The 22,058-nt window shown below is 50.2% G+C and carries 21 protein-coding genes; 2 read left to right on the top strand and 19 right to left on the bottom strand.

Translation table 11 applies throughout. The features are described from left to right. Positions 1 to 264: 264 nt before the first annotated feature. The 6 genes from lipB to K331_RS0102355 all read right to left on the bottom strand — a co-directional run bounded on the left by lipB (position 265) and on the right by K331_RS0102355 (position 6,549). Complete coding sequence (lipB, locus tag K331_RS0102380) at positions 265 to 954, bottom strand: lipoyl(octanoyl) transferase LipB (RefSeq protein ID WP_028589032.1); 690 nt, start codon at positions 952 to 954, stop codon at positions 265 to 267. A gap of 97 nt (positions 955 to 1,051) precedes the next feature. Then, complete coding sequence (locus K331_RS0102375; protein WP_028589031.1) at positions 1,052 to 2,434, bottom strand: dihydrolipoamide acetyltransferase family protein; 1,383 nt, start codon at positions 2,432 to 2,434, stop codon at positions 1,052 to 1,054. A gap of 106 nt (positions 2,435 to 2,540) precedes the next feature. Further along, positions 2,541 to 3,527 carry an alpha-ketoacid dehydrogenase subunit beta gene (locus K331_RS0102370; protein WP_018886317.1) on the bottom strand — a complete coding sequence of 329 codons (987 nt, stop codon included), beginning with the start codon at positions 3,525 to 3,527 and terminating at the stop codon, positions 2,541 to 2,543. Positions 3,528 to 3,530: 3 nt separating this feature from the next. Continuing rightward, on the bottom strand, positions 3,531 to 4,559 hold the full coding sequence (locus K331_RS0102365) for a thiamine pyrophosphate-dependent dehydrogenase E1 component subunit alpha (RefSeq protein WP_028589030.1): 1,029 nt from the start codon (positions 4,557 to 4,559) through the stop codon (positions 3,531 to 3,533). 154 nt (positions 4,560 to 4,713) lie between these two features. After that, positions 4,714 to 6,135 (bottom strand): dihydrolipoyl dehydrogenase, encoded by a 1,422-nt coding sequence (gene lpdA / locus K331_RS0102360; protein ID WP_028589029.1) that lies wholly within the window; start codon positions 6,133 to 6,135, stop codon positions 4,714 to 4,716. Between the two features lie 204 nt (positions 6,136 to 6,339). Further along, entirely contained in the window at positions 6,340 to 6,549 is a 210-nt protein-coding gene (locus tag K331_RS0102355; RefSeq protein ID WP_018886320.1) for a hypothetical protein, read from the bottom strand. A 322-nt stretch (positions 6,550 to 6,871) separates the two neighbouring features. Here K331_RS0102355 and K331_RS0102350 point away from each other — a divergent pair, with 322 nt between their 5' ends. Further along, complete coding sequence (locus K331_RS0102350) at positions 6,872 to 7,468, top strand: thymidine kinase (RefSeq protein ID WP_018886321.1); 597 nt, start codon at positions 6,872 to 6,874, stop codon at positions 7,466 to 7,468. Positions 7,469 to 7,595: 127 nt separating this feature from the next. Here the strand turns inward: K331_RS0102350 and K331_RS0102345 are convergent, their stop codons facing one another. From K331_RS0102345 to K331_RS0102315, 7 genes are all read right to left on the bottom strand, one after another. After that, positions 7,596 to 7,949, bottom strand: coding sequence for a hypothetical protein (locus K331_RS0102345; protein WP_028589028.1), 354 nt, complete (start codon positions 7,947 to 7,949; stop codon positions 7,596 to 7,598). Positions 7,950 to 8,139: 190 nt separating this feature from the next. Then, entirely contained in the window at positions 8,140 to 8,946 is an 807-nt protein-coding gene (locus tag K331_RS0102340; protein WP_028589027.1) for a nucleoside phosphorylase, read from the bottom strand. 3 nt (positions 8,947 to 8,949) lie between these two features. Beyond that, positions 8,950 to 9,621, bottom strand: coding sequence for a sulfite oxidase-like oxidoreductase (locus tag K331_RS0102335; RefSeq protein ID WP_028589026.1), 672 nt, complete (start codon positions 9,619 to 9,621; stop codon positions 8,950 to 8,952). Between the two features lie 117 nt (positions 9,622 to 9,738). Further along, a complete protein-coding gene (locus K331_RS0102330) occupies positions 9,739 to 10,662 on the bottom strand; it encodes an ABC transporter permease (RefSeq protein ID WP_028589025.1) in 924 nt (307 codons plus the stop codon). Continuing rightward, positions 10,646 to 11,713: an ABC transporter permease gene (locus K331_RS0102325; protein ID WP_028589024.1), complete on the bottom strand. Its 1,068-nt coding sequence runs from the start codon at positions 11,711 to 11,713 to the stop codon at positions 10,646 to 10,648. Before K331_RS0102325 ends, K331_RS0102330 begins: the two co-directional genes overlap by 17 nt. Beyond that, entirely contained in the window at positions 11,710 to 13,209 is a 1,500-nt protein-coding gene (locus K331_RS0102320; RefSeq protein ID WP_028589023.1) for an ABC transporter ATP-binding protein, read from the bottom strand. The genes K331_RS0102325 and K331_RS0102320 overlap by 4 nt, the downstream gene beginning before the upstream one ends. Positions 13,210 to 13,302: 93 nt before the next feature. Next, a complete protein-coding gene (locus K331_RS0102315) occupies positions 13,303 to 14,346 on the bottom strand; it encodes a BMP family lipoprotein (protein WP_028589022.1) in 1,044 nt (347 codons plus the stop codon). A gap of 323 nt (positions 14,347 to 14,669) precedes the next feature. On the opposite strand from K331_RS0102315, the gene K331_RS0102310 reads away from it, so the two are divergent. Further along, positions 14,670 to 16,067 carry a hypothetical protein gene (locus tag K331_RS0102310; RefSeq protein WP_028589021.1) on the top strand — a complete coding sequence of 466 codons (1,398 nt, stop codon included), beginning with the start codon at positions 14,670 to 14,672 and terminating at the stop codon, positions 16,065 to 16,067. A 139-nt stretch (positions 16,068 to 16,206) separates the two neighbouring features. Here K331_RS0102310 and K331_RS0102305 read toward each other — a convergent pair whose 3' ends face one another. The 6 genes from K331_RS0102305 to K331_RS0102280 form a co-directional block, all read right to left on the bottom strand. Further along, entirely contained in the window at positions 16,207 to 17,190 is a 984-nt protein-coding gene (locus tag K331_RS0102305) for a GGDEF domain-containing protein (RefSeq protein ID WP_084165308.1), read from the bottom strand. Between the two features lie 20 nt (positions 17,191 to 17,210). Then, positions 17,211 to 18,101, bottom strand: coding sequence for an EAL domain-containing protein (locus K331_RS0102300; RefSeq protein ID WP_028589019.1), 891 nt, complete (start codon positions 18,099 to 18,101; stop codon positions 17,211 to 17,213). Positions 18,102 to 18,244: 143 nt separating this feature from the next. Then, positions 18,245 to 18,592 (bottom strand): hypothetical protein, encoded by a 348-nt coding sequence (locus K331_RS0102295; RefSeq protein WP_028589018.1) that lies wholly within the window; start codon positions 18,590 to 18,592, stop codon positions 18,245 to 18,247. Positions 18,593 to 18,754: 162 nt separating this feature from the next. Next, positions 18,755 to 19,690: a VOC family protein gene (locus K331_RS0102290; protein ID WP_028589017.1), complete on the bottom strand. Its 936-nt coding sequence runs from the start codon at positions 19,688 to 19,690 to the stop codon at positions 18,755 to 18,757. A 46-nt stretch (positions 19,691 to 19,736) separates the two neighbouring features. Then, on the bottom strand, positions 19,737 to 20,843 hold the full coding sequence (locus K331_RS0102285; RefSeq protein ID WP_226383522.1) for a GerAB/ArcD/ProY family transporter: 1,107 nt from the start codon (positions 20,841 to 20,843) through the stop codon (positions 19,737 to 19,739). Between the two features lie 33 nt (positions 20,844 to 20,876). Continuing rightward, entirely contained in the window at positions 20,877 to 22,055 is a 1,179-nt protein-coding gene (locus tag K331_RS0102280) for a Ger(x)C family spore germination protein (RefSeq protein ID WP_028589015.1), read from the bottom strand. Between the last annotated feature and the right edge of the window lie 3 nt (positions 22,056 to 22,058).

Below are 22,058 nucleotides of genomic sequence, written 5' to 3'. Positions count from 1 at the left end.
GTTGCCATTTTGTATGAGTCATTAGACTTACATGGGAAGCTGGTTGGTATAAATGTGAACACCTATTTTTGAATATCTGGAATTGTAGCAATTTATACTGAGCTCCAGTGAACTGTAGTGATTTGAAGCAATCTTTGTTACTCCTTCCTGAGTCTATGTATGATTTGGACATCTAGTCCGTTTCAACAAAAAAGGAAGCCCACATACGCTGTGGACTTCCTCACAATCTGATCTATGAAGACATATTGGGTCTGTCTAGGTCTATCATGAATGAATTCTCTGAATATCGTAGGGAAAATTGCGCACAAAGTGCGGCAAAATGTCCTGCGCTACCTGTTCTACGCTGATGCTCTGACCCAGAGCGCTTTCCAGCGAGGTTACTCCATAATCCTGAATACCGCACGGAACAATCCCGCTGAAGCCGTCCTGCTCCACACCTTCCTCCACATTGAATGCGAAGCCGTGGCTGGTAATGAAGCCTCTGCGGTGCTTGCAGCGGTTGAACTTGACCCCGATCGCGGCGATCTTGCGATCTCCGATCCATACTCCTGTGTAGCTTGGCTTGCGTGTCCCTTCCAGACCATACTCACCAAGCAGGTCGATAATGACCTGCTCCAGCGATCGCAAATATCCGTGCAAATCCAGGTCTTGTCCATAGCCGAGCATCAACAGTGGATAGCCGACCAATTGTCCCGGACCATGATACGTAATATCGCCGCCACGGTCAATCTCGAATACCGAGATTCCCTTTGCCTCTAACTGCTCTGTGCTCAGCAGCAGGTGCTCAGGATGACGCTGCGAACCGATGGTGTACGTTGGAGGGTGCTGCAGCAGCAACAGCGCTTCCTGTCTTGAGCCCTGGTCAAGCGCCTGCACGATCTCCTTTTGCAATTCCCATGCTTCTCCATACGGCATTGTTGGTATATAGCTGACTTCAAGCGGACGTCTGTTCACAGCCTGTACCCTTCTCTCTTCGGCGACACGAAGAAGCCGCGCGCCTTGTTCATCCGAATACTGCCCAATTGAATAAGACTGACTACATACAGTTTTTTTAATACAGCTTGGTTTCCAAAGAATAGCTCTCCAGGTTCTCTTTCACACGCTGCAGGAATCGTCCACAGATGACGCCATCCAGAATACGATGATCCAGAGACAGACAGAGGTTGGCCATCGAGCGAACCGCAATCATGTCATTTATAACTACAGGCTTCTTAACGATAGATTCAAACGTCAGAATCGCAGCCTGCGGATAGTTGATGATGGGATACGACAGGATGGAGCCAAAGGAGCCCGTGTTGTTTACCGTAAATGTCCCGCCCTGCATATCGTCCAGCTTCAGCTTGCCCTCGCGGGTCTTGCGCGCCAGATCATCAATTTCGCGGGCCAGCCCTGCAATGTTCTTCTGATCTGCTTTCTGGATAACCGGAGTCAATACGGAGTCCTCCGTGCCGACTGCCAGCGAGATATTGATATCCCGCTTCACGATAATTTTATCCACGGCCCAGAAGGAATTCATGATCGGATAATCCTTGATCGCATTCACTACGGCCTTCAGTAAGAAGGCCAGATAAGTAATATTAATGCCTTCCTTGCGCTTGAATTCATCCTTAATGCTATTGCGCAGCATAACCAGATTCGTCACGTCAACCTCGATCATGGTCCAGGCATGCGGAATTTCTGACACACTTTGGCGCATATTACGAGCGATTGCATTGCGAATCGGCGTCACATCAATATAATATTCACTTCTGCCTGTAGGATCGTCCTCGACCTCGATCGTAGGAATCTTCGGCATCTCCGTCAGATGAATTCCGCTGTTACGAACAGGTATTGCAGCATCTCCGAGCGTAGCAGTCGCCTGTTCGCCGGGGACGGAGGCAGCACTATTGACATTGGTTCTTGGTGCTTCCACAGCTATGCCCGCTTGGGCTGGTTTACTCGCTTGCGGAGCAACTGTACCCTTCCGCTGCACATACGCCAGTACATCCTTGCGGGTAATACGCCCACCAATTCCTGTGCCTGTGACGTTGCTCAACTGAATTCCGTGCTGAGCCGCCAGCGACTGGACTACCGGAGAATAGCGATTACGCATTGATTGATCAGCACCGTTCTCAGCTTCTAGCTCAGCAGCGACAGGGCTATGCTCAGGCTGCTGCGCAGACTGGACTGCTCCGTCTCCCTCTGAAGTCTGGATGCGACAGATGATCTCATCGACTGCAATTACTTGCCCCTCTACAGCCAGATGCTCGCCCATGATTCCATCTACGGTTGAAGGAATCTCCGCGTTTACTTTATCGGTAATGACCTCACAAATCGGATCATATTGTTCCACTTGCTCCCCAGGCTGCTTGAGCCATTTGGCAATGGTAGCAGAGACGAGTGATTCCGCTAGCTGCGGCATGACTACATCAGTCCACTGCTTGTTGTCAGACATGTTCTTCAACTCCTTGATTTACATCCATCAGTTCTCGACTACACGGCTTCACGCCGCACATTCGTGCTAATTGTGATGTCACTTAAGGGGCCTCTCTCGTACTAGCCTAGTACAGAGCAAGCTCCTGCATGGCTTCCTTCACCTTGTCCTTGTTCAATAAAAAGAACTTCTCCATCGGTGGGCTAATCGGCATTGCAGGTACATCTGGCCCGCACAGGCGAGCGATTGGCGCATCTAGATCAAAGAGACATTCCTCACTTATAATCGCAGAGACCTCTGCGCCAACTCCGCCCGTCTTGTTGTCCTCATGGACGATCAGTACCTTACCTGTATGACGAGCAGCTTCAATGATGGCATTACGATCAAGTGGCTGCAAGGTGCGCAGATCAAGTACATGAGAAGTTATGCCCTGCTCCTTCTCCAGCTCCGCAGCTGCTTCCATCACGAATTGTAGCGTACGACTGTAGCTGATGACCGTAATGTCATCCCCTTCTCGCAGTAGATTCGCTTCCCCGATCGGAACGATATAATCGCTCTCAGGCACCTCACCCTTAAGCAGCTTGTAGCTCTTCTTGTTCTCAAAATACAACACTGGGTCAGGATCACGAATAGCTGCCTTCAGCAATCCCTTGGCATCATAAGGCGAATACGGCGCTACAATCTTCAGGCCTGGTGTTCCGAAGAAGATGGATTCCGGACACTGAGAATGGTAGAGCCCACCGAAGATACCGCCGCCAATCGGCGCACGGACCACGATCGGGCAATTCCAGTCATTGTTCGAGCGGTAGCGGATTTTGGCCGCTTCACTGATGATCTGGTTCGTTGCTGGCAGCATGAAATCGGAATACTGCATCTCTGCAACAGGCTTCATACCGTACATGGCCGCCCCGATCGCTACGCCGGCAATTGCGGATTCGGCCAGAGGGGTATCCATAACCCGCATCTCCCCGAATTGCTCCATCAGTCCCTTGGTGGTCGTAAAGACGCCACCCTTGACGCCAACATCCTCACCGAGCACGAACACTGTCTCGTCCTGCTCCATCTCTTCCTTCATTGCCAACCGAATGGCATCAATATATTCCATTACAGCCATGTGCTATTGCCCCTCTCCGCTGCTGTCCGCATACACGTGCAGAAGTGTATCCTCAGGCTGAGGAAACGGCGCCTTGTCCGCATATTCGATAGCATCCTTCATTACCTGAAGCAGCTCTGTCTTCAGCTCCTGATCCCGCTGTTCATCCCAGATGCCAGCATCAATCAGATACGTCTTCATTCGCAGCAGTCCATCCTTCTTCCAATTCTCGTCCACCTCTTCCTTGGTTCGGTAAGCCAGATCATTGTCTGAAGTGGAGTGCGGGGACAGACGGTACATCATGGCCTCGATCAGCGTCGGACCTTCGCCACGAATGGCGCGTTCACGTGCTTCTTTGACTGCCTCATAGATTGCAAAGGCATCATTGCCGTCCACGCGAATACCTGGGAAGCCGTATCCAAGCGCACGATCGCTAACCTTGCCGCTGAGCTGCTTGTGCACAGGCACAGAGATCGCATACTGGTTGTTCTCACACATAATAATGACTGGCAGCTTGTGGACACCGGCAAAGTTACAGCCCTCATGAAAATCTCCCTGGTTACTGGAGCCCTCACCGAAGGTCACGAAGGATACAATGTCCTTCTTCTGCATCTTCGCAGCCAGAGCAATCCCCACAGCATGTGGAACCTGCGTCGTTACCGGGCTAGAGCCCGTGACGATCCGCAGTCTTTTGCTTCCGAAGTGCCCTGGCATCTGTCTGCCGCCACTGTTCGGGTCCTCTGCCTTCGCAAAGGCAGATAGCATTAGTTCACGAGCGGTCATACCTACCGATAGGACGAACCCATAGTCACGGTAGTAGGGTAGAAAATAATCGTGCTCCCTGTCCAGAGCAAAAGCCGCCGCTACTTGTGCAGCCTCCTGCCCGATCCCGGATACGTGAAAATTGATCTTGCCTGCACGCTGCAGCAGCAGATTACGCTCGTCGAACGTACGCGCCAGCAGCATGAATCTATACATTTCAATAGCTTGCTCATCTGTCAATCCTAACTGTTCATGCCTTTGCTTGCTGTGCACAGCACTTTTTGCATTCATGGAGACACCTCCCGAGTTATACAGCCTGCATTCAAGTACTCATACCGTCTTGTCTTAAAACCTGGTACTAAGACTTGGCTTAACCCTATTATAATCGTTTTCTCCCGAAAAAGAAAACACCTGCTTCAGCATTTTGCATCATCCGATTTCAAGGCTAGATTCCAATCGCTTTCCCATCTACCGCCTGCATCGCTTCTCCAAGAATTTCGGAGAGCGTCGGATGCGGATATGCGAGCTGGCCGACCTCCCATGGTGTAGCATCAAGCAGCTGTGCAAGTGCAGCCTCGCTGATTAGATCCGTTACATGGGTACCGATCATATGCACACCAAGAATATCATTGCTCTCACGGTCAGCTATCACCTTCACGAAGCCATCTTTGCTGCCGTATACAAGTGATTTTCCAATCGCTTGAAATGGGAATTTGCCCACCTTGATCTCACGTCCAGCCTGCTTGGCCTGTTCCTCCGTCAGCCCCACACTGGCCGTCTCAGGACGGGTATACACACAACGCGGAATCATGTGCTCAGGTGTGTGGTGAGCTTGTTCTCCGGACAGGTGATGAACCGCAGCAATCCCTTCATGGCTGGCAGCATGGGCAAGCTGTACCCCTCCAATGCAATCCCCGATCGCATAAATATGAGGCTCATGCGTCTGATAATCCGCATTCACGGCTATGAAGCCGTTCACGACGCGGATATCTGTATTTTCCAATCCGATATTCTCTACATTGGCTTGTCTGCCGACAGACACCAGTAGCTTCACCGCGCTCAACGTCTGTGTCTTCTCGCCCTGTCTGATGTCAATCTGGACGCCTTCCTCGTCCTTGCCGTAGCTATCTGTCAGAAGCTCACAGCTCGTCAGAATCTTGACCCCACGTGCGCTTAGCAGGCGCTGTAGCTCCTTGGACACATCCGGATCTTCAGCAGGCAGCAAGCGGGGAGCAGCCTCCACAATGGTAACCTCCACCCCAAAGTCATTCAGCATCGAAGCCCATTCCACACCTATAACGCCGCCGCCGACAATAATAATGGAAGCTGGTAGGGCATCCATCGTCAACGCTTCATCACTGCTCATGATATACTGTCCATCGGGTTCAAGTCCTGGAAGCTGACGTGGTCGGGAGCCCGTGGCAATGATCAAATTGCCTGACACGACGGTCTCCATCTCTCCATCCTCCAGCTCCACGGCAATGGAACCGCTCTTCGGCGAGAAGATCGAAGGCCCAATGACGCGCCCTGTTCCCTTCAGTACCGTAATCTTGTTCTTGCGCATCAGATATTGCACCCCTTGGTGCAGCTGCTGAACTACCTGTTCCTTGCGTTCCTGTACTTTGGGGAACACAAGCGTAGCACCCGCAGTCTCCACGCCGAAGGCAGCACTTTCCTTGACAGTCGCATACACCTCTGCACTACGCAGCAACGCCTTGCTCGGAATACATCCGCGGTGCAGACAGGTCCCTCCAAGCTTGTCCTGTTCGATGATGACGACCTCCTTGCCCAATTGGGCTGCGCGAATCGCCGCCACATAACCACCAGTTCCTCCACCAAGCACCGCCACATCACAATTAATCGTCATAGCTTCCTCCGTTACATACATATTTGAATGCATTGATATCCATTATTCCATTCGGTATTTATGAAAATTTTAACCATTTACAAATCTGCGCAAACGAAAGAGACACGTATGATTGCTGCTCATGACAGCGGAGCGCTGGGCAATCGTCGTGTACAGTAGCTTCTATCCGTTCTTATTATCCTTACGCTTCCTATGTAACATGGACTATTCATAAAGGGCATCCTTGAGCTTACTCGACATGCGCGGCGTCCCGGACTGTGCTCGTACTGCCTTCCGTAAACGCTCATTACGTTGCTCCAGCTCCTGAATCTTGGCAGCCATTTGAGCAATCAGCTCTCCTGCCTGTGGACTTAGCTGCCCGTTCTGCCGAAGCTCCTCTATTCGAGCCGTGTAATCCTTAGCTTGATCTGCCATGACACATCACCTTTTCTGTTGTTCGTATCACCTTACCTTACCATGTGGCAAAGTGTCATAGCAATGAGCAATCCATATATGGAGTCTCTTGACCATAAGCACCAGAAGACCGAAAGCAGAACCCCCCGGGGACTTTCGAATACAATACAGGATAGGTTAGGCGTATAGCAACAGCACTGGGATCGATCACCATTGTATGATTTTATCTGGAACGTGAGCTTGCGGTATGGTAATCTATAATGGCGTTTTCTTCGGATAGAGGTTCGCAAGTTGCATATTAAGCCTTGTATGTCTTGTTGTTAGGAAAGAGAGGAGAATCGTATTGTCTAGAGGACGTATTACCGTAATTACGGGTCCCATGTTCAGTGAGAAATCCGGAGAACTGATCCGCCGCTGCCAGAAGCTCATGAAGTACGGGCGTCGCAAGGTAGTAGCGTACAAGCCGGCAGAGGATAACCGATATGCCGAGGATGAGATTGTGAGCCGCATTGGCTACAGGCTCCCTGCTATCTCTATTCCTCGTAAGCTGACTGAGGAGACGGTACAGCAGATTCTGGTCGAAACGAAGGATGCGGATGTGGTTGCCTTTGACGAGGTGCAGTTCTTTAGTCGTCCAATCATGCAGCTTGTGCAGGAATTGGCCTATTGCGGCAAGCATGTCATTGTCGATGGTCTGAATATGGATTACAGAGGTAAAGAGTTCGGCTACATTGGTGGCTTGCTGGCTATGGCCGATGACATTGAGAAGCTAAGCTCATTCTGCGCAGTGTGCGGCAGTGCTGAGGCAAACTTCACACAGCGTATTGTGAACGGTGAACCCGCAAAGGTAGGTCCGATCGTCATGATTGGCGATTCCGAGGCTTATGAGCCACGTTGCCGGGAATGCTTTGTTCCACCCCACAAGGTGGATTGCAACTAACCGACACCGACGGAACTATGGTGGCACGTTATACATAGCCCGGAGATGCCAGGGACAGCCACCTGCATCTCTGAGCGGTATATACGAATCGAAGCCCATCATCAGACTATAAAAAATCAGCTTGCAACTACAAGGGTAGCATATCCCGACGCTCTGCCTGAGGCTTGCAGTTCTTGCATACACCCCATATTTGACCGTTATCCCCAGCATAGAAGGTAAGCTTCTCTTCCTTTTTGCAAAAGCTGCATTTCTGCGTCTTCGGTGCCTTCTCAGGCTTACGCTGGAATTTCACCACGTTAGCTCCACGCGCGCCCTGATCACGGTGACTATCCTGCGGATTTCTAGTCCGCTGCAGAAAAACCACAATAGCAGATATCATGATAACCCCGATTAGTACATACCATATGAAGTTCCACATGGCCACGCTCTCCTTTGGCAGATTGTTGTTGTCTACACCATTACCTTCCATAAATTGTGACATTGCACAATCTCATGTAAGCGCCTACCTCCAAAGTAAACCATTTGAACCATCGGTGTCAAATCGCCCGCTCTCTTCCCTTATACGACGGCTAATCAATAGCCAACGCGAATGGCCCGAGGCCAATTTCGGTCCTCGGGTAACATAAGCAGTCCATCTCTTACATTATGTCAGCAATCAGACATTCGCACATTCAGGCACCCTGTTCCTCCTGACGCGCTACATGAGTTAAGGCACGCAGTGCCGCCTCAATCTCCAATTCAACAGCTGCGGCCACGGCATTCGTATGCGGGTCATACTCGGCAGCCAGATCGCTATCCGCGAAGCCATCAATAGCTACGATCGCACCTGCCCGTGCTCCACGCAGCGTACTGACGATGTATAGTGCTGCTATCTCCATCTCTGCTGCCAGCGCACCAGCCAGCTTGAATTTACGATGCGGTATGTCTTCCACTCCGGTAAAGAAAGCATCCAACGTCACCGTAATGCCTTTCCCCACCTTACACCCTGTAAATTCAGCTGAGCCGACTGCCTCGCCAGGCTCTGCATTTCCAGCAGCCGAATGAGCAGCAGAGCCGGCAAGTGCTGCAGCGTACAGAGCCTCTGTCACCCCGCTATCCGCTACAGCCGGAAATCCTTCGGGTACGAGCTGTCGTGTCAGTCCATCTGTACGTACTGCTGCCGTGCTGACAATAACGCTGCCCGCAGGGTATTCCGCCGTGTAGGAGCCTGCTGTGCCAACGCGGATGAGCGTATTCACGCCAGCGCGGATAAGCTCCTCGAAGCATACCGCTGCTCCTGGTGATCCGACACCATGACTGACGACGGCAATCTTCACCCCTTCATATGCACCGACAAAAGTTCTGTATTCACGACTGAATGCCAGCTCACGCGCATTGTCTAGCTTGCGGGAGATTTTCTCCGCACGTGCAGGATCACCACACACTATGGCGTATGGTGGAACATCCTCGGAGTGAATTTGCAAAATAGGCATTAACATAGCTCAATCAAACTCCTTTTTCGTCCATTCATCCTCTGGGATCGGCAGGTCCTCTCCCGAGAAGCGCTGTTCCTTGAACGGATCGGCAAAATGATGGAAGCCATTATTCTCCCAAAATCCGTTGCGATCCTCTTTCATAAACTCCAGCCCCCGCACCCACTTGGCACTCTTCCAGAAGTACAGCTGAGGTACAACCAGACGCAACGGATAACCATGCTTGGGGGTGAGAGGTTCACCGTTATACTTGAAGGCCAGCAGCACATCATCGTGCAGTAGCTCCTCTAGAGGAACATTGGTCTCATAGTCATGGTCCGCATGAATCATGACATACTTGGCATCAGGCTTTATCCGCAGCTCCTTCAGAAAGTCAGAGAAACGAATACCCTCCCACGGGGTATCGAACTTTGACCATCGTGTCACGCAATGAATGTCGCTTACGATGCTCACCTGTGGCATGGCCAGCAGGTCTGTGAAGGAGAAGCTGCGTTCTTCCTCAACTTCCCCGAATACCTTCAAATTCCAAGTGGTCATGTCGTATTCTGGCACTTCCCCTTCGTGCAGAATCGGAAACTTCTCTGTCAACACCTGTCCTGGAGGCAGGCGGTCACCATGCTCTTGAGCGGCACCCGGCAGGGGTGCCTTCGTTTTTTTCAGTCGCTCAGCCTTGTTATGCAAGCTACTCCCTCCTCAGTCCATACATTCGTTGATTGCTATTTGTGTCTGTACATCTTAACCCTTGATCCACAGCCCTCGGTTCTTGGCTGTAATCCACTCATCTCAATGCCCACTAGCTTAGCGCGAGCTGCCGCCTGCCTTCAGTGCGTCCTGTGCGTAGGTCTTGTCCTTGAAGAAGAACATCGCCAGCAAGGTCACGATATATGGCAGCATCATCGTAAAATGTGTGGGCAGCGAGAAGCCCTGCAATCGAATGCCGAGTGCATCCATGAAGCCGAACAGCAGACTAGAGGCCATAACACCCAATGGATTGGATTGCCCGAGCATCGTTGCTACTAGGGCAATGAAGCCCCGGCCAGCGGTCATCCCCTCCGTGAACATCGTCACCTGACCCAAGGACAGCTGTGCTCCGGCCAGCGCACAGAGCACACCGCACATCAGGATGGCACCATACTGAATACGGCGCACCTTGATCCCGATGCTTTGCGCAGCGACCGGATTCTCGCCAACAGAGCGCAGACGGAAGCCGGATACGCTTTTGAACAGATACCATTGAAGCACAATGGCAAGAACGATGCCTAAGTACACTAGTGGGCTATGCCCGGAAAATACCGTGCCAACCCAAGGAATATCCTGAATGAGCGGAATATCCCATTTCGGCAGACCCACCATATTCTTGTCATAATAGGCACCCTTTACATCGAAAATCGCACGAAGTGCGAATGTGGTCAGTCCTGCTGCCAGAAAATTTAGCGAGATCCCGACAACAATCGCATTCGCCTTGAGATTAAGGCTAATAAACGCGAACATTGCCGAGAAGAGAACTACTATTATAATAGAAAAGATTACAGCAAGCAGCACATGACCAAATAGATAGTTGCCCAGTATAGCGGAGAAGGCGCCGATTAGAATAAGTCCTTCCAGGCCTACATTGAATACACCAACCCGGGAGCACAATGCTCCGCCGAGCGCTGCCAGCAGGATCGGTGTGACCATTCGCAGCGTCGAGTTGAACAGGGAGGCATCAAACAGTTGTTCCATTGGACTTCTTCTCCTTTCTCCGTTTCAGGAATGCATACCCGATCTGAGCTGATACGAACAGTGTCAATACCGCCTGAATTACACTTCCTACCTCTAGCGGCACATCGGTGTTCCGCTCCATTCCCATAGACCCCGTCTGAAGTGCGGCCAACAGAATGGCTGCGACAGCTGTACCAAGCGGGTGGGATCGAGCCAGTAGTGTAGCCATAATCCCACTCCACGCATAGCTCGCCGAGGAGAAGGAGCCGTCAATGAAGCGATATTGGGTCCCCAGCACTTCCCCAGCCCCGGCCAATCCGGCCAGCCCTCCGCTCACAATCATAGTTAGAATCATCATGCGAATCCGACGGACGCCTCCATAGGCTGCAAAGGAGGGATTACTGCCTAACATGCGGATTTCATAGCCGATCACGGTTCTCTGCGTGAACCAATAGACCAGCAGCGCAGCAACGATTGCTATAACGAATCCGGCATGAAGTCCCATCCCTTGGAACAACTTCGGCAGCCATGTCGCCTGCTCCAGCATGGGCGTCTGCGCCATGGCCGCCGAGCCAGTCTGATCCTTGAACGGATAGGCTACCATATAGCCACTGAACCATAAGGCGATATAGTTGAGCAGCAATGTCGTGATGAGCAGATGCATGCCGAAGCGGGCATCCAGCCAGCCCGCCAGCAGGGAGTACAGTCCGCCAGCGATCATGCCTGCTGCTACTGCTGCAATGCAGACAAGCCAGCCCGGTCCCGGCACATATAATGCGGTCAAAGCTGCGCTAAGACCACCAAGAATCATTTGTCCCTCTGCCCCCATGTTGAAGAAGCCGGCGCGGAACGCCAGAGCTACTCCAAGTCCAGCTAATATAATCGGCGTGGACCGGGCGAGAGTATTCGTGAAGAAGTAGAAGTTACCGAAGGCCCCCTTCCACATTTCTGCATACGTTTCAATTACAGAGCCTCCAACCAGAAGGATGGCCAATGCTCCAGCCAAGAGGCCGATGAGCACAGCCAGAAGCGGCTGTACCAGCCCGCGAAGACTGTCTTTCACACGATTCATATCCGTTCTTTCCCTCCTGCCATCCACAAGCTGATCTGTTCCTCCGTAGCAGCCTCTGCCGTCAGCTCACCAACAATCTCACCTTCGTACATAACCAGAATCCGGTCGGAAAGCTGTAAGATCTCGGATAGCTCCGACGAGACGAGCAGAATACCTGCTCCCTCATTCCGCTTGCGCAGCAACTCGGCATGTATGGCTTCCATCGCGCCAATATCGACACCACGCGTAGGCTCAGCTGCAATCAAAAATGGAGTGTCCTGCGCGAATTCGCGAGCTGCAATCAGCTTCTGCAGATTACCTCCCGATAGAAACTGTGCCTTCGTGTCCACTGATCCCGTCTTGATGCCAAATTGCTTGATCCAGCGCTCCACCATCTCGCGAGCCTGTCGTGTTCTTACGATTCCCTTCGATTGCAGCCGATGATGATGCCCCATAAGACCATTTTCGCGAACCGTGGCATCCTTTGCTGCTCCCCACATATAACGATCCTCCGGGATATGCGCCAGACCCTGCTCCCGAATGCGGCGGACCGGCCAATTCGTCGTATCCTGACCTGACAATCGGATCTGTCCTTGCTTTGGCTTGCGCAGTCCTGCGATCACCTGAATCAGCTCGGATTGTCCGTTACCAGAGATACCTGCAATACCGACAATCTCGCCCTGTCGAACCTCCATTTGAATATCCTTCAGGGCCGACTGGTTCTTGCTGCCTTCCAGTGTCAGATCCTTCACCTGCAGGACGGGCTCACCCACGGTAACTGGCGGCTTCACAATACGAATCAATTCTCGGCCTACCATCAGCCGTGAGAGCTGCTCCACATCGGTCTCATTCGCATTCATCGTTCCCGTCACCTGCCCGTCACGCAGCACAGTAATCCGATCTGCTACCTCCATGACCTCCTGCAGCTTGTGCGTGATCAGGATGAAGCTCTTTCCGAGCTGTGCGAGCGACTTCATATTGGCAAGCAGCTCCTTCACCTCCAGCGGGGTAAGTACGGCTGATGGCTCATCCAGAATGATGACATCTGCACCTTGGTACAGCACCTTCAGGATCTCCACACGCTGCTGCATGCCAAGCGGGCATTCGCCTACTCTTTTCCACGGGTCCACAGGCATGCTGTATTGTTGCCCCAATTCTTGCACAAGCTGCGCAGCAGCCTTTCTGTCAAAGGCCCCAGCCTTGGCTGGCTCGCGACCAATCACGATATTCTCGGCTACCGTGAAGGAAGGAAACAGCATAAAGTGCTGATGCACCATCCCGATTCCATGCGCCATTGCCTGAGACGGGCTGGAAATGCTGACCTCACGGCCCCGGACTCGAATCGTTCCGGAGGTGGGCTGCTCCATCCCGTACAGCATGCGCATCAGCGTTGTTTTGCCAGCACCGTTCTCGCCAACGAGAGCATGAATCTCACCTTCACGTAGTTGAAAGTCGATGCTCCGGTTCGCAGTGAATCCACCGTACATCTTTGTAATTTTGTCCATCTCCAGCAACATTTCTGGGATTCGCTCCTCTCGTACTCAGGCTTGAAATAGCAGCAAAACCGGCTGCCTCATTGGGCAGCCGGCGAATCACTCTATGGCTGAAGCTTATGGCTGCAGCGGATCTTTCACGACGATTTTACCAGATACGATATCATCCTTGATCGCTTTAACCTTGTCTACAACTTCTTGTCCAACAAAAGCGTTCAGTGGAGTCTGGCTATCACGCGTTACATAAGTAAGACCCACTCCATCTTCTTGCAGTCCGTAGTTCACAGCACCATATTGAAAGTCACCTTCGACAAAATCCTTCACAGTCTCATATGCAACGGTATCTGTGGATTTCAATTGTGAAAGGACAATATGCTCTGGATCTTCAACGGTGCGGTCCGTGTCTTGACCGGAGGTGTAGAAGCCCTTCTCCTTGGCCGCCTCGAACACTCCAAGATCGCCTACAGCAGACGCTCCAGCGATGAAGTCAGCCCCTTTGCCGAATTGCACCAGCGCCAGTTCCTTCGCTTTTGCCGGATCATTGAAGCCACCCACATAATTCACCAGGAACTCAGCGTTCGGATTCACAGATTCCAGACCTGCCTTGAAGCCCTCTGTATATTTCTTGATCAGGGGAACGTCCATCGCCGCAATCATGCCGACTACGTTAGACTTGGTGGACAATCCAGCCGCTGCGCCGAGCAGATAGGCTCCTTCGTATTCGCGGAAGCCGACACTTCGGACATTCGGCAGATCAATGGTCGTGTCAATGATCGCGAATGGCTTGTCCGGATTCTCAGCAGCTACCTTCTTAAGCGCATCCTCCGCCTGGAACGTAGCTGTGATGATCAGATCATAATTCTCAGCTACTGCTGCACGCAGATTTTGCTCAAATGCTGCTGGGTCTGTAGACTCGATCGTTTTGGCATCCACCTTGAAGTCTGTACCCGCTTTTTTGAAGCCCTCATCCATTTGGACGAAGAATGGGTTGACCCCGATTTTCTCAGGAAGTACGAGTGCAACTCTCAGAGCTTTGCCGCTATCGTTCCCACCTTCAGTCCCTTGAGTGGATTGTTCGTTTTTTGTCGCAGATGTACCACATGCCGAGAGCAAAATGGCCAAGATAAGGATAGATAATACGAACGAAAAGCCACGCTTCATTTTTTATAATTCCCCTTTTCGATATTCTTTGTTATCATCCTAGCGGAAAATGTCGAGCCTTGTCAATAAATCTTTGAAGGTTTACACTTCATTCGTAGATTTTTATGATTTTGATCATAGACAACTTCCAATTCCGTGCAATTTCTTCCTGATTTCCTCATTGACAGCATATCAGGTTCATGCTAAATTCAGTGCAATTCTGATTCCTAAATTCGATATATCCAATCTGTTTAGTAGGATTATATCGTAAATGTTCTCTTCGGGCTATCCCCACTTGGGTGCCAGCATACATAATTCATAATATTTTATAGGAGGAATCACGCTTGAGAACCTTATCACGCTTCACCCTGGCAGCCTTGGCTGCTGCACCGCTTGCTCTTGGCAGCTTCAGCCTGCCCGCTTTCACCCCTTATGCTTCTGCACAGGCGGCTACTGTCGTCTCGAACCCACAGGCTACGATCCACAGCGATAGCGCCGCTGATTTTGCCCAGTTTCTGAAAGTAAAGCTCAATATCGAACTGCCTGCTCAGCCAACCCAAGGGGATTTTCTGCTGGCATTGGCAGCAGTTGCTCTGGATGGAAAGGTTACCGCAGTAGATGGCACGGCTCCCGAATTCAGTGATCTTACTACGGGTAGTGCCCTATATGATGCGGCTGCATCACTATACAATGCAGGTGTGCTGACAGATACTGAGGTGAAGGCTGCTGACCGTCTGAACGCTCTGGATGCAGCTCTGATCGCCTTCAAAGCCTCCGGCTTGAAGGAGCTGGCTTACACCTATCCCGATGCTAAAGTCGCACGGACTTTAAGCAATGCCGGCATCAGCAGTAGCCTGGTAACAGGTCAAGCCGCCCAAGAGCTGGCAGCTGCCATCGACACTGGACTTGTCCCCGAGAGTCTCTATCCTGCCCTTCGTGAAGGTGGAACTGCTAGCCGAGAATACACCAATACCCTGCTGGGACGGATCCTCGTGAGTCAGGGCAAATACAAACACAGCATTGGCCGTACGAACGATGCAGATATTTATTCGAAGCTGTACGCCGCTTACCGCTCGACTGGATTGGTTGAGGTACCAGAGCTGAGATCCATTCTGGATCAAGCACTGCTGACAGATCTCGTCACAGGCTACAACCTGAAGGACAGTCGATTTGATTCCAATTTCATTGATGATTTGACGCTGACCTACGGTCACGACGATATCAAGCATGCTGTCCAGCTTGTTGGCCTGCTGCGCAGTGAGGGCATTGATGCGGCCGTTCAGCTCCAGCCGAAGACATCCGCCTTCATCTATCTGAAAGAATGGGGCGAGCCGAAGGAGACACCCGATTATAAGGTAGTACAGATCGAGAACGGTAACTATATTGCATATGCGAAGGAATACGACATTCAGTTCGAATTCAAGAATACGGCAGACAAAGCCCGCTTCGATCAGATCATTTCCCAATATGCCAAAAAGAATAGCGATTCCACTGCGAAGCTGATCTATGGCTCCTGGTGGCAGCCGCTGTATTATACCAATACTGCACTGAACGGATATCCGGTCATTGCCAACAACAAAATCTCACTTGGCAACTATTACGGCCAGTCCTTCTCACTCAAGGAACAGACCGGAGTGATCGCAGATGGGCTGCGCAAGCTTGCACCTGATGCGACCGTATCAAGCTACACTTTCTGGGTGGACCAGCCATTCTTCAATTACCTGAACGGTGAATCCGAATAACACGAGTAGCACAGCAGGGCTGCACATCCGTATCTATTTACTTAACGGATGCTGCAGCCCTTTCTTTACCTGAATATCTTTCTTAACATGCGATATAAACTAAACCTGCTCACAGTTAGTCCAGCATTTTCATGCTCATCTACGAATAAAGCTGCTGGCTGATTGTCGTTTGCTTCTCATTGGTACAGATAATGCTGCCCGATACAGACTTGCATATCTTTTTGATTCGGGTGGCTTCATCCACAATCTGATCCACACTCTCATACTTGCACTCGCTGTTCGTCACTACGGCAATGGACATGGATACCAACGGAATTGGCCGATGCTGGCCGGACCGACCTTCGCCGAGTACGTAGTTATTCTGCAGATCCTCCCGATTATAGAATGCTCTCTTCATCTGTTCAAAATCAGCTATGACGTCCTCTGATACTTGACGATAATGATGATGGTTCAGCATGGCTATGAAGTCATCTCCACCAATATGACCAAGAAATGCTTCGGGAAGCACATAATGCCGACGTAATAAGTTGGCGGTCTCCTGAATCAGCTGATCCCCCATTTTGAAGCCATAGCTGTCATTATATGATTTGAAGAAATCCAGATCTATGTACAGAACGCTATAGGAATCACATTGGTGAGTCTGATGCAGACGATCATCAATGATACGGTTTCCAGGCAGGCCTGTCAGCGGATTCATGAAGATCGCCATTTCAGCCCGTACATCAGCAACAGCCAGCAACAGACGGCGGATACTCACCGCTCCGCTTAGACTTCCTTTCGAGGTCACCAGCACCAAATCGTACAATTCCTCTTCTGTGCGATTCATAGCCTGAATACTTACTTCTGTAATCTGCTCGGCATAATCTACGACAAGCGGTCGTACGTTCATGACCAGGCTGACCGGACGGCCCATGTAGAGGGTATATCCATACTGTGAGCCGATCTGTTGAAAGAAGCGGGCTCGCATCATCAATGATGGAACACCATCCTCTCCCATGATCGCAATTCCTTCCAGATTAGGTTTCATCTTAAATAGACGATACACAATATCGCATTTCGTATCTGGCGCTACTACAGGAATGGTTTCTGCTATATCTCCAATTTGCGTAAATATACCGTTCACCTTCTCTTTGTCATAGCTAATTAGTTACTCTTATCTGTATTTCTTAACCCCGCTTGGCCAAATTCAAGCTTTGGGAACTTTAATTGAGGATCTGGTCGGCCCAGTGCATACCCTTGTCCATACTCAATGCCTTCACTTCGCAAAAATTCAATCTCCTCATCTCGTTCGATCCCTTCGGCTACGATATAGGTGCCCGAGCCAGCAGCGAACTCCTTCAATAACCTGACAAGGTGCTGCTGATCTGAGTGGACATCGGCGTATCGAATCAGAGCTCTGTCCAATTTGATGAAGTCCGGCTTCAAGCTAATAATGGCTTTGAGACTGCTATAACCAGAACCGACATCATCAATTGCAATTCGGAAGCCTTGTGCCCGATAGTTGGACAGAATCCGTTCAAATTCAAAATAATCATGGACCGCCTGCTTTTCGGTGAGCTCAAGGACAACCTGCTCTGGTGACAGACCATGTACGTGAAGGAGATTGACCGTCTCTCCACTCCGATAATGGGAATCAGCCAGCACCTGGGGATGTACATTCAGAAATACGACGGCCTCCTTCGGGTCTCTATCTGCCGGAAAGGAGGCTCTGAAGCGTTCGATAGAAATTTCACGACAAAACCGTTCGAAGGCAAAGACCTGATCGGTATGACCGATGAACTCATAGAAGGATTCTGTGCTGGGAAAACTGCTCGACAGAGGCGGTCGATTTAATATCTCGTAGCCGAGGCAGCTTCCATCCTGCAGATTCATGATGGGCTGAAAAAATGTCGTGAGCCGATTGTGACTCATAATCTTATGCAGCTCAGAGAACTGTCGATATGTAATCATTGTCTTCCGGGCATTATTATGAACATAGGTAAGAAAATTGGTGAACTGATTCGTATATGGGTATATAGAAACCCTTTTCTTCATGAAAATGCATCCTTTATGCCTATAGTGAGAGCGGATATATAGCCCCATGGTATCATTTGGTTGCACAAAAATCATCAACTGCACGTAAAACTTTGTTACTCCCTGTGACGAATTTGCTTCAAGGCAGTATTATTCAGGAGTCTTCAAAGAATTCCAGCTTGTACCTGCTCGAAGATCTCTTGAATCTTGCGGATGACCTGAGTAATGTCCTTCGTGCGATATTCGATGATCGGCTGAGCCCAGTCCTCCCCATCCTGCCCGATTCTTAGCAAATACAAGGCATACTCTCCTGTAGGGCTCATCTCCGGATACCAGCCCAGATCCAGACTTCGCTTCCTCACCTCACTTTTGAAGTAGAAGATGTCTTCTACCAATTCATAGCGATGCGGAAAGCTGTCATCTACGAACGACGCGGACGGTACATCATAAAAATGATTCCATTTCACCTGCCAATCTTCAGGTATTTGTAGATCTACTAATTGCAGGCTCATATGTACTGTTCTCCTATGTATCGTATTTCCTAACCAATGAGGTCCATCGCATTCCAGTATAACAGGATATGAACTTTCCTATTGTTGTTCTGTTATTTTCTTATTGTTATCGAAATAAAGACAAGCCCCCAATACCATATATCCGGGCATTGGGGGCTATATTTATTGTGGACCATCAAAGGCAGCTTGCAGTTCAGCCAGGTTGAACTTCTTCATGCTCATGAATGCTTTCGTTACTCGCTCACGCTGCTCTGCCGTACCCTTGTTCATAAATCCATCCATATTGGCAGGAACTACCTGCCACGAAAGCCCGTACCGATCCTTGAGCCAGCCGCATTGCTCGGCTTCTGGTACAGCAGATAAAGCCTCCCAATAATGATCGATCTCCTCTTGAGATTCACAGCGAATCATAAAGGATACCGCCTCATTGAAGCTGAATGCGTGCTCCATGGCACTATCCATAGCCGCAAGCCAGGTTCCCTCCAACATGAAGTCGGTGAACATGACCGTACCCGCTTGATTTGGCTCCTGACCAGGTCCATAGTGCTGCAAGGAGCCTGGGGTGGAATGCCGAAAGATAGAGAGGTAGAATTCACGTGCTTCCTCTGCTTTGCCTACATTTTCACCAACGAACATAAATGAAGGGACAATCGGAGGACGGGGTTCGCCCGCGGGATTCGTCAGCATCAACTGCCAGGTAACACCATATTTGTCCTGTACCCAGCCGAAGCGCTCACTGAACGGATACTTGTCCAGCGGCACTAGCGGCGTACCTCCATCAGACAGCTTGGACCATGCCTCGTCCAGCATAGCGCTTGCGTTCGCTTCACGGGATGGATCAAAATTGACAATGAAGGAGATGGAGGGATTGAGCTTGAAGTAGGGCCCTGCCGAGATTGCCTGAAAAGGAAGTCCCCAGAGCGTGAAGGAGACGAGATCACAATCACCTGAGGGCGTATTCTGCAAGACAGTTGTATGGGTGATCTCTGAATTTGGAAATATCGAACAATAGAACGCTGCAGCATCTGTCGCTTCTCGATCGAACCACAGATGTGGAATCAGATTGTGACGATGTGAATCGTTTCTAACATTGGACATAATCTTTCCTCCTCACGAATTGTATAAGCTGATTGTAGCATGATCATCATGCATGACGAGAACGAGTCTTCCTCTTTCGTTGCCTCCATTTCCCAACCATGAGCATGAGCAAGGGTAATGCGATCATATTCATCGGCATCGCGATTGGCACCCAATAATTCACCAAATAGTTGGTGGATGCCTGCGACACATCCTGAGGAATCAAGGCGAACGCAAACATCACCGGGGCAAAGATCCATATTAGATTTCTCCAGTTGCGGATATTCAGGAACTTGGCTGTTCCATAGCACGCAATGAAGAAATAGACAGACAATTTAATGAATACACTCGCAATCCAGACCACGACAGGCACCGCATCAAAATTGTCAATAAAGCCGAATAGAGAGATTTTTCGAGCCAACTCAAAAAAAGGATACCACATCGACGAGGCTAACGTACTCCCAATGGTACAAATAATAGTCACTGTCGTTACGAGCACCATGAAGCAAGCCAATAGCACAGCCCAGAATACGTAGGAGGATTTATTAGGCTGCTGTTTGACGAACGACGCCAGCATCAAATACTCTATGGAATGACCCAGATAGGAAGCTGGGGCAAAGGCTCCTTTTATAATCTTCATAACGCCACTATCTGCATATACCGGCAGAATCTGACTCCCATGGACATTGAAAATATTCGCAAATAGCACCAAGGTCACCATGATCAATATAATGGGTCCCAAAAATTCGCCGCACCGTCCGATACCTTCAATCCCCCCTATGTAGGTGACATATACTATGAGGAGCACCATTAAGGCAATAACCGCTTCTTTGGGTGTCTTTTGCAGCAGCATGACCTGAGCCAAATCAGAGAACTGACGGAGCACAATCGGAATGATGGTGTACCACTGGATGATGTATGTGACAATTACTAGCTTACCGAGCCATGACCCCAGAATTTTCTGACTCGACTCCACCAGAGTGAGATTGGGATAAAGCTTCGCTGTCTGGGTGGTCAGTAGGGCGACCAGCATGGCGATGCCGCAGGCAACTATTATAGATATCCAGGCATCCTGAGCGTCGACTTGCAAAGCAGGTGTAATCGTCATCACCAGACTCATCCCCAAGTTCATGGTCATAATCATCCAGAATACCTGAATACCGGTTAGTTCCATCTTCACTTTGAATCACCGCCTCTGCTGTGCTGATCAATTTGCGCTGCCTGTGTGTGCAGGCTTTTCTGTCTTTCCGGTACGAACAATCTTGATTTTACTCACGACTTGAACAGGAATCGTCGGGTATATATCGACCCAGCTAGACCTCAATTTCTTCCATACGTAAGGCCTTCTGTGATGTACGATCTCACCTAATCCGAGAATATCGGATTTAAGTTCGTTTTTTACATACTGCAGCAATTCATCCATGTCCTCCGTAATCTGTGTAGACAACAGCAGTTCGACCTTGCGCATGTTCTCCTCCTGGGTCACGTCCAGACTAGAGTCGTTATCCACAGCTCGGACAGTGGCATTGAGATCAATTAAGAATTCAGGCATACCGTTATGGATCTTCATATGAATTTTTTTCTTGCTGTCAACGAGTTCTACTCCAATAATACCTTTATATCTTTGACTTTCTGGCTCCACCCTTACTGTGAATCTTATCTTGTATTTCTGCTCAGACCACCAACGCAGCAGCTTCGCTCTCTCCCCTTCAAGGAATCCTACCAGCTTATTGCCCCGATACATGGCGATTTGGTCAATAACAAATGTCTTATTGGAGGGCTCCTGCCCCATTACCCGAATACCGCCTGTGATCGCTGACCTTCCCTGGGTAGCTAGCGCAGATGCATATTGATCAATTTTTACACCAAAGCTAATGTTGTTGGATTGAATCTTAGCCATACCGATACCAGAGATCAGCTCAGGCTGATAGGGAGTGGACAGAACTTCTTTGGCGGTTGCCCCTCTTGCCGTCAGCACATAGCTGTTATATCGGCTTTCGGGTAGTCGGGTAAAGGTATCCAGCACCTGGTTTACCCCCTTTCGGGCGTATTGCTCTCCGAATACAATGACACTTCGGTGACCGAAATGAATGGTGCGTGACATCTGCTGCTGCAATTTCCCTAATATATCAGATGAATTTTTGCCTTTGGAGGAGAGGACGATAATAGGCTTCTTATCTGGGCCACCAGACTGTACAGCGCTCGGGATTCCCGTCGGCAAGGCAATTTGAACTGTAATCTCTAATTGTCCATCTTCAGTCAGATCGATTCCACTCGCCATGACGAGAGCCAACTCATCCATCTCTTTGCGGTCCCAGCAGCCCGTAATCATCCCCGGAATCAACAATATCAGTAAAAATCGCAGGGCTAATGGTAATCGGGCCATCCC

Source organism: Paenibacillus massiliensis subsp. panacisoli DSM 21345, from assembly GCF_000426545.1.
Lineage (GTDB): Bacteria > Bacillota > Bacilli > Paenibacillales > Paenibacillaceae > Paenibacillus > Paenibacillus panacisoli.
This window is presented reverse-complemented; position numbering and strand designations above follow the sequence as displayed.

Bases quoted from the DNA above. Each gene is read 5' to 3' on its own strand.
- K331_RS0102355 (WP_018886320.1), bottom strand. From the start codon at position 6,549: ATGGCAGATCAAGCTAAGGATTACACGGCTCGAATAGAGGAGCTTCGG.
- K331_RS0102340 (WP_028589027.1), bottom strand. From the start codon at position 8,946: ATGTTAATGCCTATTTTGCAAATTCACTCCGAGGATGTTCCACCATAC.
- K331_RS0102330 (WP_028589025.1), bottom strand. From the start codon at position 10,662: ATGGAACAACTGTTTGATGCCTCCCTGTTCAACTCGACGCTGCGAATG.
- K331_RS0102345 (WP_028589028.1), bottom strand. From the start codon at position 7,949: ATGTCACAATTTATGGAAGGTAATGGTGTAGACAACAACAATCTGCCA.
- K331_RS0102325 (WP_028589024.1), bottom strand. From the start codon at position 11,713: ATGAATCGTGTGAAAGACAGTCTTCGCGGGCTGGTACAGCCGCTTCTG.
- K331_RS0102365 (WP_028589030.1), bottom strand. From the start codon at position 4,559: ATGAATGCAAAAAGTGCTGTGCACAGCAAGCAAAGGCATGAACAGTTA.
- K331_RS0102300 (WP_028589019.1), bottom strand. From the start codon at position 18,101: ATGAAGAAAAGGGTTTCTATATACCCATATACGAATCAGTTCACCAAT.
- K331_RS0102285 (WP_226383522.1), bottom strand. From the start codon at position 20,843: ATGGAACTAACCGGTATTCAGGTATTCTGGATGATTATGACCATGAAC.
- K331_RS0102370 (WP_018886317.1), bottom strand. From the start codon at position 3,527: ATGGCTGTAATGGAATATATTGATGCCATTCGGTTGGCAATGAAGGAA.
- K331_RS0102315 (WP_028589022.1), bottom strand. From the start codon at position 14,346: ATGAAGCGTGGCTTTTCGTTCGTATTATCTATCCTTATCTTGGCCATT.
- K331_RS0102290 (WP_028589017.1), bottom strand. From the start codon at position 19,690: ATGTCCAATGTTAGAAACGATTCACATCGTCACAATCTGATTCCACAT.
- K331_RS0102295 (WP_028589018.1), bottom strand. From the start codon at position 18,592: ATGAGCCTGCAATTAGTAGATCTACAAATACCTGAAGATTGGCAGGTG.
- K331_RS0102280 (WP_028589015.1), bottom strand. From the start codon at position 22,055: ATGGCCCGATTACCATTAGCCCTGCGATTTTTACTGATATTGTTGATT.
- lpdA (WP_028589029.1), bottom strand. From the start codon at position 6,135: ATGACGATTAATTGTGATGTGGCGGTGCTTGGTGGAGGAACTGGTGGT.
- K331_RS0102375 (WP_028589031.1), bottom strand. From the start codon at position 2,434: ATGTCTGACAACAAGCAGTGGACTGATGTAGTCATGCCGCAGCTAGCG.
- K331_RS0102320 (WP_028589023.1), bottom strand. From the start codon at position 13,209: ATGTTGCTGGAGATGGACAAAATTACAAAGATGTACGGTGGATTCACT.